The sequence below is a fragment of the Pelagibacterium sp. genome (assembly GCF_035555455.1).
Lineage (GTDB): Bacteria > Pseudomonadota > Alphaproteobacteria > Rhizobiales > Devosiaceae > Pelagibacterium.
In genome coordinates this window covers 49,931-65,869 of the sequence record NZ_DATMGM010000045.1, presented here as the reverse complement: position 1 = coordinate 65,869, position 15,939 = coordinate 49,931, and the positions used below count along the sequence as shown (strand labels likewise).

18 protein-coding genes are annotated in these 15,939 nt (G+C 61.6%); 11 read left to right on the top strand and 7 right to left on the bottom strand.

Features of this window, described 5'->3' with window-relative positions:
• Positions 1–113: 113 nt before the first annotated feature.
• The 3 genes from hslV to hslU are packed head-to-tail and all read left to right on the top strand — an operon-like array spanning position 114 to position 2,458.
• Entirely contained in the window at positions 114–641 is a 528-nt protein-coding gene (gene hslV / locus VNS12_RS08965) for an ATP-dependent protease subunit HslV (protein WP_325487480.1), read from the top strand.
• Complete coding sequence (locus VNS12_RS08960; protein WP_325487479.1) at positions 638–1,141, top strand: GNAT family N-acetyltransferase; 504 nt, start codon at positions 638–640, stop codon at positions 1,139–1,141. Before hslV ends, VNS12_RS08960 begins: the two co-directional genes overlap by 4 nt.
• 3 nt (positions 1,142–1,144) lie before the next feature.
• Positions 1,145–2,458: an ATP-dependent protease ATPase subunit HslU gene (gene hslU / locus VNS12_RS08955; RefSeq protein WP_325487478.1), complete on the top strand. Its 1,314-nt coding sequence runs from the start codon at positions 1,145–1,147 to the stop codon at positions 2,456–2,458.
• Between the two features lie 34 nt (positions 2,459–2,492).
• Here the strand turns inward: hslU and VNS12_RS08950 are convergent, their stop codons facing one another.
• Genes VNS12_RS08950 through VNS12_RS08940 form a run of 3 tightly spaced genes read right to left on the bottom strand, consistent with a single transcriptional unit; the run spans position 2,493 to position 4,219 of the window.
• On the bottom strand, positions 2,493–2,861 hold the full coding sequence (locus VNS12_RS08950; RefSeq protein WP_325487477.1) for a helix-turn-helix domain-containing protein: 369 nt from the start codon (positions 2,859–2,861) through the stop codon (positions 2,493–2,495).
• Positions 2,858–3,478 (bottom strand): Smr/MutS family protein, encoded by a 621-nt coding sequence (locus tag VNS12_RS08945; RefSeq protein WP_325487476.1) that lies wholly within the window; start codon positions 3,476–3,478, stop codon positions 2,858–2,860. The genes VNS12_RS08950 and VNS12_RS08945 overlap by 4 nt, the downstream gene beginning before the upstream one ends.
• Positions 3,479–3,499: 21 nt before the next feature.
• Positions 3,500–4,219, bottom strand: coding sequence for a Tim44/TimA family putative adaptor protein (locus tag VNS12_RS08940; RefSeq protein ID WP_325487475.1), 720 nt, complete (start codon positions 4,217–4,219; stop codon positions 3,500–3,502).
• 202 nt (positions 4,220–4,421) lie between these two features.
• Here VNS12_RS08940 and VNS12_RS08935 point away from each other — a divergent pair, with 202 nt between their 5' ends.
• Both VNS12_RS08935 and secB read left to right on the top strand, forming a co-directional pair.
• Positions 4,422–4,850, top strand: coding sequence for an FxsA family protein (locus tag VNS12_RS08935; protein ID WP_325487474.1), 429 nt, complete (start codon positions 4,422–4,424; stop codon positions 4,848–4,850).
• A 182-nt stretch (positions 4,851–5,032) separates the two neighbouring features.
• Positions 5,033–5,575: a protein-export chaperone SecB gene (gene secB / locus VNS12_RS08930; protein ID WP_325487473.1), complete on the top strand. Its 543-nt coding sequence runs from the start codon at positions 5,033–5,035 to the stop codon at positions 5,573–5,575.
• Between the two features lie 104 nt (positions 5,576–5,679).
• On the opposite strand, the gene dnaQ is transcribed toward secB, so the two are convergent.
• Genes dnaQ through VNS12_RS08910 form a run of 4 tightly spaced genes read right to left on the bottom strand, consistent with a single transcriptional unit; the run spans position 5,680 to position 8,487 of the window.
• Entirely contained in the window at positions 5,680–6,393 is a 714-nt protein-coding gene (dnaQ, locus tag VNS12_RS08925; RefSeq protein ID WP_325487536.1) for a DNA polymerase III subunit epsilon, read from the bottom strand.
• Between the two features lie 5 nt (positions 6,394–6,398).
• Positions 6,399–6,992, bottom strand: a complete 594-nt coding sequence (gene coaE, locus VNS12_RS08920; protein WP_325487472.1) for a dephospho-CoA kinase — start codon at positions 6,990–6,992, stop codon at positions 6,399–6,401.
• A gap of 20 nt (positions 6,993–7,012) precedes the next feature.
• The gene (locus tag VNS12_RS08915; RefSeq protein WP_325487471.1) at positions 7,013–7,843 is read right to left on the bottom strand and encodes a shikimate dehydrogenase; all 831 of its coding nucleotides are present in this window, start codon (positions 7,841–7,843) and stop codon (positions 7,013–7,015) included.
• A 53-nt stretch (positions 7,844–7,896) separates the two neighbouring features.
• Entirely contained in the window at positions 7,897–8,487 is a 591-nt protein-coding gene (locus VNS12_RS08910) for a Maf family protein (RefSeq protein ID WP_325487470.1), read from the bottom strand.
• Positions 8,488–8,927: 440 nt separating this feature from the next.
• Between VNS12_RS08910 and hemE the strand changes: the two genes are divergently transcribed.
• From hemE to rsmG, 6 genes are all read left to right on the top strand, one after another.
• Complete coding sequence (gene hemE / locus VNS12_RS08905) at positions 8,928–9,983, top strand: uroporphyrinogen decarboxylase (RefSeq protein ID WP_325487469.1); 1,056 nt, start codon at positions 8,928–8,930, stop codon at positions 9,981–9,983.
• A 24-nt stretch (positions 9,984–10,007) separates the two neighbouring features.
• A complete protein-coding gene (gene hemJ / locus VNS12_RS08900) occupies positions 10,008–10,436 on the top strand; it encodes a protoporphyrinogen oxidase HemJ (protein WP_325487535.1) in 429 nt (142 codons plus the stop codon).
• A gap of 161 nt (positions 10,437–10,597) precedes the next feature.
• A complete protein-coding gene (rho, locus tag VNS12_RS08895; protein ID WP_325487468.1) occupies positions 10,598–11,863 on the top strand; it encodes a transcription termination factor Rho in 1,266 nt (421 codons plus the stop codon).
• Positions 11,864–11,970: 107 nt separating this feature from the next.
• Positions 11,971–13,278, top strand: a complete 1,308-nt coding sequence (gene mnmE, locus VNS12_RS08890; protein WP_325487467.1) for a tRNA uridine-5-carboxymethylaminomethyl(34) synthesis GTPase MnmE — start codon at positions 11,971–11,973, stop codon at positions 13,276–13,278.
• A 101-nt stretch (positions 13,279–13,379) separates the two neighbouring features.
• The gene (gene mnmG, locus VNS12_RS08885) at positions 13,380–15,245 is read left to right on the top strand and encodes a tRNA uridine-5-carboxymethylaminomethyl(34) synthesis enzyme MnmG (protein WP_325487466.1); all 1,866 of its coding nucleotides are present in this window, start codon (positions 13,380–13,382) and stop codon (positions 15,243–15,245) included.
• Positions 15,242–15,910: a 16S rRNA (guanine(527)-N(7))-methyltransferase RsmG gene (gene rsmG / locus VNS12_RS08880; protein WP_325487465.1), complete on the top strand. Its 669-nt coding sequence runs from the start codon at positions 15,242–15,244 to the stop codon at positions 15,908–15,910. The genes mnmG and rsmG overlap by 4 nt, the downstream gene beginning before the upstream one ends.
• The last annotated feature ends 29 nt before the right edge of the window (positions 15,911–15,939 follow it).

Below are 15,939 nucleotides of genomic sequence, written 5' to 3'. Positions count from 1 at the left end.
TCTAGCAGGTCGGCAAGGCCAGGAAAAGCCCGCCCGCTCGTCTGCATTGCATTTGGCGTCGCCGACCCTAAATAAGGACCAGATACTGATCCAACAAGGATATCCCAGCCTCCATGACGACAATCGTTTCAGTCCGCAAGGGCAATCAGGTGGTGGTCGCGGGCGACGGACAGGTTTCCCTCGGCCAGACAGTCATCAAACACAGCGCCCGCAAGGTGCGGCGTCTGGCCGGGGGTACGGTTCTGGCCGGCTTTGCCGGGGCCACCGCCGATGCGTTCACCCTGTCCGAGCGCCTCGAAGCCAAGCTCGAACAATATCCCGGCCAGCTGATGCGGGCCTGCGTCGAACTCGCCAAGGACTGGCGAACCGATCGCTACCTGCGCCGGCTCGAAGCCATGATGATCGTGGTCGACAAGACCGATTCGCTGATCCTGACCGGCACCGGCGACGTGCTCAGCCCAGAAGATGGCATCGCCGCCATCGGTTCGGGCGGCAATTACGCGCTGGCTGCGGCCCGGGCGCTCAGCGACAGTGCCAAAAGCGCTGAAGAGATCGCCCGCAAAGCGATGGAGATCGCTGCCGATATCTGCGTCTATACCAATTCCGATATCACAGTGGAAACTCTGGACACCGACACTTGACCCTCGCCATCCGGCAGATCGGTCCCCGTGACGCCGGGGCCTATAGAACGATCCGGCTCGCTGCCCTTGCCGGCGACCCGGCATCGTTCGCGTCGGATGCGGAGCTGGAACAGACCCGCCCGCTGGACTGGTACGAGACCAGCGCCGCCCGCAACGCGATCCTTATCGCGTTCGAAGATACGGTGCCGGTTGGGATGGCGGGACTGGTCCGATCCGACCGTCAAAAGACCCGCCACATCGGCGCGGTGTTCGGGGTCTATGTGGCTCCGTCCCATCGCCGGACGGGCGTAGCCACCGGGCTGATGGACGCAATCATTGCCACTGCCCGTCCGCCGATCCTGCAATTGCACCTTGGTGTCGCCGCCAACAATCTTGCGGCGCTCGCCCTTTATCACCGGCTCGGGTTCACCACCTATGGCACCCAGCCCCGCGCCCTTCATGTGGAGGGGCGGTTCATCGACGAGCACCTGATGGTGCGTTTTCTGGACAAAGAGTTCTGATCCATGAGCGAAAGAAGTTTTTCCCCGCGCGAAATCGTCTCGGAACTGGACCGCTATATCGTGGGCCAGGCCGGGGCCAAGCGCGCCGTTGCCATTGCGCTGCGCAACCGCTGGCGGCGGCAGCAGCTTCCCGAGGATATCCGTCGGGAAGTCTCGCCTAAAAACATCCTGATGATCGGGCCGACCGGGGTGGGCAAGACCGAAATCTCCCGCCGCCTCGCCCGTCTGGCCCAGGCGCCCTTCGTCAAGGTCGAAGCCACCAAGTTCACCGAAGTGGGCTATGTGGGCCGCGACGTCGAGCAGATGATCCGCGATCTGGTGGAAGCGGGCATCGTGCTGCTCAAGGAAAAAAAGCGCGCCGAGGTCAAGGCCAAGGCGCATTTGAACGCCGAAGAGCGGGTGATCGATGCGCTGGTCGGACAATCGGCCACGCCCTCGACCCGCGAAGCGTTCCGCAAGAAGCTGCGCGCCAACGAGCTTGACGACAAGGAGATCGAAATCGAGGTGCCCGCAACCCAGGGCATGCCGATGTTCGATATGCCCGGCATGCCGGGCGGCGGCATGGGCATGATCAACCTCTCGGACATGTTCGGCAAGGCGCTGGGCGGGCGCACCCAAAAGCGCTCGGTCAAGGTCAAGGACAGCTATGAGATCCTGATCAACCAGGAAGCCGACAAGCTGCTCGATCAGGACAAGATCAATCTCGAAGCCATCGAACTGGTCGAAAACCACGGCATCGTGTTCATCGACGAAATCGACAAGGTCGCGGTGCGTGAAGGCGGCGGCGTTTCAGGCGGCCCGTCCCGCGAAGGCGTGCAGCGCGATCTGCTGCCGCTCATCGAAGGCACCACCGTCGCCACCAAATACGGCCCGGTGAATACCGACCATATCCTGTTCATCGCTTCGGGTGCGTTCCACGTCGCCAAGCCCTCGGATCTGTTGCCCGAACTTCAGGGCCGGCTGCCGATCCGGGTGGAACTGCGGGCGCTCACCCGTGAGGATTTCATCGCCATCCTGTCGGACACCGAATATTCGCTGATCCGGCAATATGTGGCGCTGATGGGCACCGAGAACGTCACGCTTGAGTTCACCCCCGACGCCATCGAGGCCATTGCCGACATTGCCGTTGCGGTCAATTCGAGCGTTGAAAATATCGGTGCCCGCCGTTTGCAGACAGTGCTGGAAAAGCTCGTCGAGGATATTTCCTTTGAAGCCCCCGACAAGGCCGGTACGTCGCTGACCATCGACGGCGATCGCGTCCGCAACACCGTGGGCAAGATGGCCGGCGACGCTGACCTCAGCCGCTACATCCTGTAGCGGCCCCTTCCCCTCACCAGCGCCGGGCGGTAGCCTACTTTTCCTTGACCGCCCGCCGCATCACCTCGTCGCGGATCGCCTTGAAATCTTCGGCCGACAGCCGATCCATTTCGCGGGCCAGCACATTGGTCAGCTCGGTCGCCTCGGGCGCAAAACCGGCGGTGTCGATGGTGATCTTGGGATCGGAAATCTCGGCGAGGCGCTGAATTTCCTCGGCTTCATCCCAGATGACGTTGAAATAGGCGATGATGCGCTGGACCATGAACCAGGTCGGCTTGCCGCGCTTGCCATGTTCGAGCGCCGAGAGATAGGCGCTCGATACCTCCAGCGCACTCGCCATATCTTTGAGGGAAATGCCCCGCTCGGCGCGCAGCTTGCGCAATTTTGCACCCAGCGGGGTCACAGGGCGCGCCTGCGCTTGAGGCGCACATAGAGCGCACCACCGCCCCCATGGCTCTGATGGGCCGGATCGATCCCCGCCACCAGCGGCGCAAGATGCGGGCCGTTGAGCCACAGCGGCACCATGGTGCGCAGCACACCCTTGTGCTCAAGCTGGAGATAGCCGGTTTTCTTGATCCCCTTGCCAGTGATCACCAGCAAGGTGCGATCACCGCGTTTGGCGCACACCGCCACAAACCGCTCCAAGGCATCGCGCGCCCGGTCCTGCGTCAGCCCGTGCAGGTCGAGGGTCGCATCGATCGGTTCGTGCCCCCGCGCCACGCGGCGCTTGAGATTGGGCTCGATCGGCTTGTCGGAGGCCGCGACCCTGGAGGCGGCAATCATCGGCCGGGTTGAAGGAAGCGGCGCGCGGGCAAAGGACGGCACGGTCTGGCGCGGTGTCTGGACGGGCTGGTCCTCCACTGCGGTCGATACGCGGTCCAGCGCCTCAAGCAGGGATTTGGGATCGGCGCTTTTGCGCTTCAAAAGCGGGTCGACCGAGCGGCCCACCGCGTTCCACAAATGAAAATCGGGCAGGGCCCCGGGCTTTTTCGATCGGGGTCCGGCCGGTTTGCGCGCCATGGCGAAAAGCCTTTTCGCGCGTCAGTCGAGGTCGTTGGTGGCGACCAGCTTCCAGTTGGGATCGCGCGAGCGCGTGCTGCGCACAAACGTCCACTCGTCAGCAATTGCCACGACCTGACCGGGCGTCCCCTCGACGATCTCGCCTTCGCGATCCTTGGTGATCGAGACCACTTCGGCATCGATCCGCAGGGTCACCACCGCGTTGCGCTTGTCGAGTTCGGCTTCCACGAATTCGATGTTGGAGAGGCCCACAAAGGTGAAGTCCACTGTCTGGCCCGCCGCTTCGCGCTCGGTGATCGCCGCATCGAAGCTGTCGAACACATCCTTGTCGAGCAGGTTGCGCAGGCTCTTGCGGTCCCCGGCGGCATAGGCCGATACGATCATTTCGTAAGCCGATTTTGCCCCTTCAAGGAACTGCTTGGGCGAAAAGCCCGGATCGACCTGGGAAATGGCGCGCAGCCCGTCTTCGATCTCGGTCTTGCCCGAGGAATATTTCTCGATCTCGGCGTCGAGCTTGCGCTGGGCGCGTTCGGCTTCGGCCGCGTCCTGGGGCGTCTTGCGCACCGGCAGGGGAACGACGGTATCGTCGTTGTCAGGGCGGGTGCGCGAAATCGATTCATAGCGCACCGAAGGCGGGCGCTCGTTGCCGGTGCGGGTTCCGAGCACCGACCGCAGCCGCAGCAGCACAACAATGGCCACCACGATGACGATGAGGGTGGGAAAGTCGAGAATTTCGCCCATGGGTGACGTCCGGCTCCGCAATCAGTCTGAAATGAATTTCCGCCCTTCTGGCGGTCGCAAATAGCGCGCTTTGTCCTATATATAGGTAAAGCGCCCCTGCAAACCAGTTTGCGGTGGCATTATTGTGATTTGCATCGCCGCGCTCCGCTCTGGTTTCTCCCAAGTGACCAGCGCGCCGGGTGGCCCAAGGAGACCAAGCCCCGTGGCCCGCCTCGTCCTTTTTGCCGTTCTCGCCTTTCCGTTTCTCGAAATCGCCGGCTTTATCTGGGTCGGCGGCCGGATTGGCGTCCTCGCAACCCTTGCCGCGATCATCGCCTCCGCCGTGCTCGGCCTTCTCATCCTGCGCCGGCAGGGGCTGGGCATGCTCATGGACAGTCAGACCATGCTGGCGCGCGGCGAATTGCCCACCCAGCAGTTTTTCGAAATGATGGTGATGGCGGTGGCCGGATTGCTGTTGCTGATCCCCGGATTTTTCAGCGATATCGTCGCCTTTGCCCTGCTCATCCCGCCGCTGCGCGGATGGCTCTATCGAAGTCTGAGCCGCAATATGGTGGTGGTCACCTCCTATCGTCCCAGCGGGGGCGGGCCCGGCATGCGCTCCATCGATCTCGACCCGGACGATTATCGCTAAAGCGTTTCCGGGAAAAGTGGGACCGGTTTTCCGGTTCGGAACGCGACAAAGCAAGCTGCTAAATCAGGGATAGAGCCCCAAACCTTGTGACCGGGCGGCAAAAGTGATAGCCAGACCCGCAGTTTTCGCGGTCCGGGCTTCCGGATCGCCTCGCCGACCAGATATGAAGGACCTAGTGGCCAATGGCTGACAACAACGAGAATACAGCCGCTCCCGCGGCAGCTGGTGAAGGTGCAACCGATCCCGCTCAGGCCCCGGCCTTTGGCATCGCGGGACAATATGTGCGTGACCTGAGCTTTGAGAACCCCAACGCGCCAGCGTCGCTGGTTCCCGGCACGACCAATCCGGCCTCGAACGTCAACATCAACGTCCAGGTCAAAAAGCAGGCCGACGACGCCTATGCCGTCGAGATCGGGCTCAACGTCAAGACCGAGCGCGATGGCAAGGTGCTCTATGCGGTCGAACTGGTCTATGGCGGCCTGTTCCGCACCCGCAATATTCCGGAAAACCAGCTTGGTGCCCTGCTGATGGTGGAAGCGCCGCGGCTGATCTTCCCGTTTGCGCGTCAGGTTCTCGCCCAGACCATCCAGGGCGGCGGCTTCCCGCCGCTGATGCTTGAGCCGGTCGATTTCCTCGCCCTGTACCGCCGCAACCTCGCCGCCGCTGCCGATAAGGCCAATCCGGACGGCACCGCTGCCGGCGAAGCCAAGCCGACGGTCAATTAAGGCACTTCGCGCACAGGGCTGTCCCTTTGCACGGCTGAAATACCAAAGGCCCCGGTCATCCCGGGGCCTTTTTCATACGCTCACTCGCAAAGGTCTTGTGCCGTTCAGTTTTCCCCGACGGCGATGGCGTGCGCCTCATAGTGAAGCCACAGGGCTTTCTCGCCCATCTGGCCGATAAACTCCGCATGGGCTTCCAATTCCTGCGCCGTCACCCGGGTGCCAAGCGGCACCGGACGCTGGCGGGCAGGCGGGCGCGCCGCGCCGGAGCGCGATCCGAATTCGTTTTCCGCAGAAAGCGCCAGCGCCACCTGCCGTCCGCCCAAAAGCTCAAGATAGACTTCGGCCAAAATCTCGCTGTCGAGCAGCGCGCCGTGCAGGGTGCGGCGCGAATTGTCGATGCCATAATGCTTGCACAGCGCGTCAAGGCTCACCCTTGCACCCGGATGGCGCTGGCGCGCCAGCATCACCGTGTCGATCACCTCATTGGCGAGCCGGGGCAGGCCACAGGCTCCAAGCTCGGCATTGAGAAACCCCATGTCGAACGGCGCATTGTGGATGACCAGCACATCATTGCCGACAAAATCGAGAAAATCCTGCGCCACAGCGGAAAACAGCGGTTTGTCGCGCAAAAACTCTTCCGACAATCCATGCACCCGAAAGGCTTCTTCGGGCATGTCGCGTTCGGGGTTGATATAGACGTGGTGGTGCCGCCCGGTCGGCACGTGATTGATCAGTTCCACACACCCGATCTCGACCAGCCGGTCGCCGCCGGTCGCCGAAAGTCCCGTGGTTTCGGTATCGAGCACGATTTCGCGCAACAAACTCATGGCGCGGCCTCCGCCAGCAATGTGTCAATAACCGCGTCGGTGCGCGCGAGCGTTTCGTCCATGGTGCCCGACGTGTCGATCACGTGGTCGGCGCGGCGGCACTTTTCCGTCTGCGCCAGTTGCCGGGACAAGATGAGATCGAGTTTTTCGACGCTCATGGCCGGGCGGGCCAGCACGCGCTCGCGCTGAATGGCCGGATCGCAATAGGTGGTCACCACGAGATCGATGGAATATTGCGAGCCCGATTCAAAAAAGACGGGAATTTCCGCCACGGCCAATGCCGCCCCCTCAGCTTCCGCTGTGTTGAAAAAATCGACGGTCTTTTCGCGCACCAGCGGATGGATCACTTCCTCAAGCTCGGCCATGCGCTCGGGCTCGGCGGCCAGCGCCGCGCTGAGCCTGGCGCGGTCGACAGCGCCATTGCGCACGGTTCCGGGAAACAGCGTCTCCACGAGGGGCGCAGCCTGCCCCCCATAGAGTTCATGGACGGCCTCGTCGGCGGAATAAACTGCAATGCCGCGCTCGGCAAACCGTGCCAAAACGGTGGATTTGCCCGTGGCGATCGAGCCTGTGAGCACTACGCGAAGCATGATGTGTCCAAAACGATTCCCTAAGCCAGCCCCATCGCCGCGATCACTTTGGCCCGCAGTTCCGGCGTCACCGAAGGTTGCGGACCAAACCAGGCGGTAAACCCCGGAACCGCCTGATGCAACAGCATACCCAGACCGTCAACCGAGGCAAAGCCTTGTGCCCGCGCTTGCGCCAGAAGCGGGGTGATCAACGGGGTATAAACGATATCGGTGACCACCGCACCGGGACGCAGCAGTTTCAGATCGATCCCGGAAAACCCTGTGCCCTCCATGCCCACCGAACTGGTGTTGACCAACAGCCCCGCGGTGCCCGCCCGGGCGGCGAAATCGGCAAGCGGGCCGGGGTGGATCGTGGGGCCGAATTCGGCCGCCAGCGCCTCGGCCCGGGCCGGGGTGCGGTTGAGCAGATGGATCGCCGGCACCCCCCGATCGATCAGCGCCACCAGGATGGCCCGCGAAGCGCCACCCGCACCCAAAACGACCGCGCTGTCGAGCCCTTCATCCCAGCCCGGCGCGCTGGCATCGAGGCTGGCAAGGAATCCCAGATAATCGGTGTTGGTGCCGAAAAGACGCCCGGCGTCGGCGACGACGGTGTTCACCGCCCCGATCTTTTTGGCCAGCCGGTCGACCTCATCGACGAGGGCCATCACTGCTTCCTTGTGGGGGATGGTGACGTTGCCGCCGACAAATTCGCCTTGTCGCACCCGGTCGATAAAACCCGCGAGCGCTTCGGGAGCCACATCGAAGGGCTCGTAACTGGCGTCAAGACCGTGTTCGGCAATCCAGCTCCCATGGATCAGGGGGGATTTCGAGTGGGCGATGGGATGGCCGATGACGAAGGCTTTTTTCATGATTGGATACACTTGCGCAAAGAAAATGGTGGATGCCGCCCGGGGCCTGTGGATCAGAAAACCTCGGGGGCATGGCGTTCGAGCGCGTCGAGCAGCGCCAGCATCGGCAGGCCCAGAATGGTGAAATAATCGCCCTCAATCGCCTCAAACAGCCGCAGCGATGGCCCTTCGAGCCGGTAGGCGCCAACCGACCCGAGGATCGCGTCGCCTTCCAGGTCGAGCACCGCGTCGAGGGTTTGCCGCGAAAACGGCTTGAACCGCAAGATCGCGCTCTCGACCGTACTCCAGACGATCCGTCCGTCCCGGGCCAGCGCGACCCCTGAATGCAGCGCATGACTGGTGCCGGCTATGGCCATCAATTGCGCTGCCGCCTGATCGCGTGAGACGGGCTTATGGATTTCGCGCGTGTCAAAATCGAGGGTCTGATCGGCGCCGATGACCATCGCGTCCGGCTCGGTCCGGCTGACCACGAGCGCCTTGGCTTCGGCCAAACTACGCGCCAGTGCCGCCCGATTCGAATCTTGGGTCAAGGCATCGTGTTCGGCTTTGCGCTCATCGATCGGTGCCGCCATCGCGGTAAACCGCAATCCGGCATTGTTGAGCAGGGTTATCCGCGTCGGGCTTTGAGAGGCAAGGATCAGCATTAGCGGGGCTTTTCGCGTATGACGAAGGAAAATTGTTCACAGGCTCATGCACAGACATCGCCATTTGCCCGGTTTAGCCACGGGAGCTGCGATTTATCCCCAAAGCCGGAAATTGGGTTAACAGCCTCTTAACTGGGGACAGTTTGAGGGGGCTGGGGACAAGTATGGGGATAAGCTTAGCCGCGCGCCCTCAGCAAGCCTTAACCTTTTGTTAAGGTTTTGCACAAGGGACGTGTTAACGAACCCTTAACGATTGCGGCGATCAGCGCCGTTCTTCCCCAATTGCAGAGCTTTGCCGCAAACCGCCCTCGCCGCGCGCAACTGCCGCAAGCCCTTTTCAGCCCCCAAGGTTGTGACCTCGCGCCAATTGTTGCAAAACACAGCCATAAAGAAGAAACAAACTCTTATTAGAGTCCTTTTTTAAAAAGACAGGGTCTCCATTGGATCGTCAAATTTCCTCTCCGCAAGCCACCGGCAAACCGCTCCTCGATACCGCACTGGGCATCAAGCAGCCGACGCCTCCCATCTGGATCATGCGCCAGGCCGGCCGCTATCTTCCCGAGTATCGCCAAGTCCGCGAGAAGGCCGGTGGGTTTCTCAATCTGTGCTACACACCGACGATGGCGGCTGAAGTCACCCTTCAACCCCTGCGCCGGTTCGATCTCGATGCGGCAATCCTGTTTTCCGATATTTTGGTCATCCCGGACGCTTTGGGACAAACGGTTCGTTTTGCCGAAGGCGAAGGCCCGATCCTTGAGCCCTTGGATCCTGCCGGTATCGCAGCGCTCGATCCGACCAACGCTCTGGAAAAGCTAAGCCCGGTTCTCGAAACCATCGATCGGGTCAAACTGGCGCTCTCTCCGAACAAGACCCTGATCGGGTTTTGTGGTGCCCCCTGGACCGTTGCCACCTACATGCTGGGCGGACGCGGTTCGTCGGATCAGGCCAAGGCCCGCATTTTCGCGCTTGAGCACCCGGAAGCCTTTTCCGCATTGATCGACATGCTGGTCGAGGTCTCTGCCCAATATCTGGTCGCCCAGTTCCGCGCCGGTGCCGATATCGTGCAGATCTTTGAAAGCTGGGCCCTCAATCTCGACGAGGAATTTTTCGCCGCCTATGTGATCGAGCCCAACCGACGGCTGGTCGAACGGGTCCGCGAATTTATCCCCGGCGCGCCGATCACCGGCTTTCCGCGCGGTGCCGCGGGCATGCTCAAGACCTATGCCGAGCAGACCGGGGTGTCGGTCCTGGGCCTCGATTACGCCCTGCCGCTAGGTTTTGCCTCGGACACGCTGCCCAAATCGCTGCCGGTGCAGGGCAATCTCGATCCGCTGCGGCTTGTCGCCGGCGGCCAGCAGATGGAAGATCGCGCCCGCAAGATCATCGCCGCTTTTGCCGATCGTCCGCATATTTTCAACCTCGGGCATGGCATTGTGCCGCAAACCCCGATCGAAAATGTTGCACGACTCGTCGATCTGGTGCATGGCCGGGTGTAGGGTTTCTAACGCGGGGGCATGATCATGCTCGAATGGGTCAAGGCATTTCACATTATCTCGGTCATCGCGTGGATGGCGGGGTTGCTCTATTTGCCGCGTCTGTTCGTCTATCATGCCGACGCCGAGCCCGGTTCGGTGCAGTCCGAGACCTTCAAGGTGATGGAGCGGCGTCTGTACCGGGCCATCACCACCCCGGCGATGATCGCCACCTGGGTATTCGGCTTGTGGCTGCTCCACCTTTACGGTTCGGCGATTTTTTCCATGGGCTGGCTGTGGCTCAAACTGGCGTTTGTCCTGGCGCTGTCGGGATTCCATGGATTTCTGGGCAGCAATTTGCGGGCTTTTGCCAAGGACACCAATACGCGCCCGGCAAAATTTTTCAGGGCAATCAATGAGATACCGACGGTCCTCATGATCGTTATCGTCATTGCCGTGATCGTAAAGCCGTTCTGAACCGTCGAAAAATTCCGGTTCCGCTTGCAAAAAGCGCGCTGAATGGTTTATGAGGGGCGAGCAACTCGCGCATTCGCCGTGAGACGGGCGGCACAAGGTCCGCCCCACCTTCCCCTATCCTTATATTTTTCCCTCCTCCATATCCCTTAAGAAGGCTGGTCATGGAATTCATGAAGCTCAGGGACCTCAAGGCCAAATCTCCGGCCGAATTGCAGTCCTTTGCCGAAGAGCTCGACGTCGAAAATGCCAATATCCTGCGCAAGCAGGAATTGATGTTCGCCATTCTCAAGCAGTTGGCCACCCGCGAGGTCGATATCACCGGCGAAGGCGTTGTCGAAGTCCTGCCCGACGGGTTCGGATTCCTGCGCTCCCCTGATGCCAACTACCTGCCCGGTCCCGACGACATCTATGTTAGCCCTTCGCAGATTCGCCGCTTTGGCCTGCGCACCGGCGATACGGTTGAAGGCCAGATCCGCTCTCCCAAGGAAGGCGAGCGCTATTTTGCCCTGCTCAAGGTCAACACAATCAATTTCGAGGACCCCGAACGGGTCCGCCACAAGATCAATTTCGACAACCTTACCCCGCTCTATCCCGATGAGCGGCTGCACATGGAAATCGGCGATCCGACCGTCAAGGATCGCTCGGCAAGGGTGATCGATCTGGTCGCGCCGCTCGGCAAGGGCCAGCGTGCCCTGATTGTTGCGCCGCCGCGTACTGGTAAAACGGTACTGTTGCAAAATATTGCACAGTCGATCGCGACCAATCACCCCGAATGCTATCTGATCGTGCTGCTGATCGACGAACGCCCCGAAGAAGTCACCGACATGCAGCGCTCGGTGCGCGGCGAGGTGATTTCCTCGACTTTTGACGAGCCCGCCTCGCGCCACGTCCAGGTTGCCGAAATGGTGATCGAAAAGGCCAAGCGTCTCGTCGAACACAAGCGCGACGTGGTGATCCTGCTCGATTCCATCACCCGGCTGGGCCGCGCCTACAACACCGTGGTGCCGTCTTCGGGCAAGGTCTTGACCGGGGGTGTCGACGCCAACGCCTTGCAGCGCCCCAAGCGGTTTTTCGGAGCAGCGCGCAATATCGAAGGCGGCGGGTCGCTGACCATCATTTCCACGGCGCTGATCGATACCGGCAGCCGCATGGATGAAGTGATCTTTGAAGAGTTCAAGGGCACCGGCAACTCGGAAATCGTGCTCGATCGCAAGGTTTCCGACAAGCGCGTGTTCCCGGCCATCGATGTCACCAAGTCGGGCACCCGCAAGGAAGAGCTGCTGGTCGAACCCGATGTGCTGCGCAAGATGTATGTGCTGCGCCGGATTCTGAGCCCGATGGGCACTGTCGACGCGATGGAATTCCTGCTCGACAAGCTGCGCCAGACCAAGACCAACGCCGAATTCTTTGAATCGATGAACACTTGAGCGCAGCGTTCGCTCACTGACGTCGCGGTGGCGGTCCCGAGCCCAAATCTGGGGACCGCCCGCCCGTACGGAGGCGCTGTCGCTGCTCAACCAGCCAAAGTCGCACCGTGCCCAATACACCCACCATTGTTGCCCTTTCCTCCGGCAGTCTTCCCGCCGGCGTCGCGGTGATCCGGTTGTCGGGCCCGCAAAGCTTTGCGGCGGTCACCGCGCTCACCGGAGCGCTGCCCCCACCCCGCACCCTCACTCTACGCATGCTGCGCGATCCCAAGACCGGGACGGCGCTCGATCAGGGCCTGGTGGCAATTTTCCCCGCACCCCATTCCTTTACCGGGGACGATTGCGCCGAGTTGCAAATCCATGGCTCCCCTGCCGGGGTCAAGGCCGTATTGGCGACGCTGCTGACCCTTACCGGGATCACTCTGGCCGGTCCCGGCGACTTCACCCGCCGCGCCTTTGAAAACGGCAAACTCGATCTCACTGCCATCGAGGGACTGGGGGATTTATTGGCTGCCGAGACCGAATCCCAGCGCAAACAGGCGCTGGCACGGCTTGAGGGCGGTCTGGGGCAGCAGGTTGGTGTATGGCGCGATATCCTGCTCGACGCCCGGGCTGAAATCGAAGCTCAACTGGACTTTTCCGACGAAGACGACGTCCCGTTTTCGCTGCCGCCGCACTTTCGCGAGGATTTGACCGCGCTGAGCACCACGCTTGGGGAGGCTCTGGCGGGCTTCGAGCGCGGACGCTTGCAGCGCGAAGGTTTTCGCGTCGTGCTGGCCGGCGCTCCCAATGCCGGAAAATCAAGCCTGCTCAATAGGTTGGCCGGCTCGGATCTGGCCATTGTTACCGCCGAGGCCGGCACCACCCGCGACACCAAGGATGTGTCCATCGATCTGGGTGGGGCGTTAGTGACGCTCACCGACACCGCGGGCCTGCGCGAGACTGACAGCCTGGCTGAAGCCGAGGGCGTCCGCCGCGCCCATAGCGCCATCGAAGCGGCCGATCTGGTGCTGCATCTGCTCGCCCCCGATACGGAAACCACCCATCTGGGCAACATTGCCGTTCCGATCTGGACCCTCGCGAGTAAAAGCGATCTTGGGGCCCAGGCTCATCCTGTCGATCTGGCCTTTTCGGCCCATACCGGTGCTGGCATCGAAGACTTGCTTGCCCGGCTGAAAACGCATATTGAAGCGCAGATCGGCAGCGAACCGATGCTGGTCAGCCATTTGCGCGATCAGCAGGCGCTGGCGGCAGCGATCACCCACATCGATCAGGCCATTGCCCGCATCGACCAGTTGGAATTGTGCGCCGAAGAGCTGCGCCGCGCCGCGGACACATTGGCTGGTTTGATTGGCCTGATGGACAGTGAAGCCGTGCTCGACCGCTTGTTCGCCGGCTTCTGTATCGGAAAATGATTCACGTGAAACACGGCGCCGTCGATCACACAGATGGATTCACGTGAAACACGGAGTTTAACCCGCTGCTGGATTCACGTGAAACAGACCAAGGATCAACCATGACCGCATATGGCGTCATCATCGTTGGGGGTGGACACGCCGGGGCTGAAGCCGCGGCGGCTTCGGCACGGCTGGGCATTTCCACGGCTCTGATCACCCACAAGCGCGCCACCATCGGTGAGCTGAGCTGCAATCCGGCCATCGGCGGGTTGGGCAAGGGCCATCTGGTCCGCGAGATCGATGCGCTCGATGGCGTGATGGCGCGGGTCGCCGATCAGGCTGGCATCCAGTTCCGGGTGCTCAACCGGCGCAAAGGTCCCGCCGTGCGCGGTCCGCGGGCCCAGATGGATCGCAAGCTCTATCGCGCCGCCATGCAGGCTGAACTTGCCGCAACGGACCATCTCACCATCATCGAAGGCGAGGTCGATGATCTCACCCTCACCCATGGCAAGGTTTCCGGCGTCGTGCTGCTCGATGGGCGCAGCTTTGACGCGGAGGCCGTGGTGCTGACCACCGGCACGTTCCTGCGCGGCTTGATCCATTGCGGGCTGGACTCTTATCCAGCCGGTCGGGCCGGGGAGGGGCCGGTTCTCGGGCTGTCCAATCGCCTCGAAGCCCTCGGGCTGCGGCTCGGGCGTCTCAAGACCGGCACACCGGCGCGGCTTGACGCGACGACGATCGATTTTTCGGTGCTCACCGAACAGTTGGGCGACACCCCACCAGAACCGTTTTCTTCGCTCACCGACACCATCTCCACGCCGCAGATCGCCTGTTACGAAACGCGCACAACAGCCCGGACCCACGCGATTATCGCCGATAACCTTGATCGCTCCGCGCTGTATTCCGGGCGTATTGCTTCGCGCGGCCCGCGCTATTGCCCCTCGATCGAAGACAAGGTGGTGCGGTTTTCGGATAAGGATAGCCATCTTGTGTTCCTCGAACCCGAAGGGCTCGACGATACGACCATCTATCCCAACGGGGTCTCCAGTTCCCTGCCCGAGGATGTGCAGCTCGAATTCCTGCGCACCATGCCGGGATTGGAAAACGTCGTTATCAAGCAGCCGGGCTACGCCATTGAATATGATCACGTCGATCCACGGGAGCTTGACCCCACTTTGATGTTGCGTGCCTTGCCGGGCCTCTATCTGGCCGGGCAGATCAATGGCACCACCGGTTACGAGGAAGCCGCTGCCCAGGGCTTGCTCGCCGGCGCCAATGCCGCCTTGGCCATCCTGGGCCGCGATCCGCTGATCCTGTCGCGGACCAATTCCTATATCGGGGTGATGATCGACGATCTGATCACGCGCGGCGTTACCGAGCCCTATCGCATGTTCACCTCCCGCGCCGAGTTCCGCCTGCATTTGCGGGTCGATAATGCCGATCAGCGTCTGACGCCAATTGGCATGGAGATCGGTCTCGTCGGTCCTGAGCGGCGCGAGCATTTTACCGCCCATAGGACTGCGCTCGACCGTAACAAGGAGCTGTTGCAGTCGCTGTCGGTCACCCCGACCCGGGCCCGGTCTGTGGGCGTCAACATCAATGCCGATGGCGTGCATCGCTCGGCCTTTGATCTGATGAGCTATCCCACCACCACCCGTGCCGATCTCGAACGCATCTGGCCCGAGATCGCGCAGATCAATGACAAGATTTTCGAGCAGCTCAGCATCGATGCCCAATACGCGGTTTATCTCGAACGCCAGCGCGCCGATGTCGAAGCCGTGCGCCGTGATGAATCGCGGGCCATTCCCGATTGGTTCGACTATGAGCGCCTGTCGGGTCTTTCCAATGAAATGAAGCAAAAACTCATCGATGCGAGGCCAAGGACCATCGCCCAGGCCCAGCGGATCGAAGGCATCACCCCCGCTGCGGTGACGCTGGTTCTGGCGGTGATTCGGCGCGGGCGCATGGATCGCAAGGCGTCATGAGTGATTTTTCGACGGAAGCGGCCCGTTTGCAGTCGCTGGGCCATCTTGAGGCGTCAATTTTTGGCCAACTCCCGCAGAAATCATCACAACTCCACGATTTTTGCACCCAAGTTGAGCGCTGGCAGCGGGTGCAGAACCTGGTTTCACGTGAAACACCGGGGGACCTGTGGTCGCGCCATATCCTTGATTCGCTTCAGCTTTTGCCCCTGATCGGCCCGCAAACCGGCCCTTTGACCATGCTCGATATCGGCAGTGGCGGCGGTTTTCCGGCGATTCCCGTCGCAATTGCCCTCAAAGGCCGCGATTTTTCCATGCATCTGATCGAATCCAACGCCCGAAAAGGCGCGTTTCTGCGCGCCATGGCGCGGGACTTCGATCTGCCGCTCACCGTTCACACGGCGCGAATCGAGGCCGTCGACCCGCAAACTCTTGGCCCCATTGACCTCGTGACCTCTCGCGCCCTGGCCCCCTTGCCGCTCTTGTTGCGCTATGTGCACAGGTTCTGGGGGCCCAGCAGCCGTGCGCTGTTGCATAAGGGCCGCGAATTCGGGGAAGAACTGCAACAAGCGGATTCAGATTGGGTTTACGATGTGTTAAAGCATCAGAGCGCCACGGATGAAAACGCAGTGATCCTCGACTTTACCGCGTTGCATCCCCGGCCCTGAATTCAAGTGGTTGAAACCGAACCGGTTTC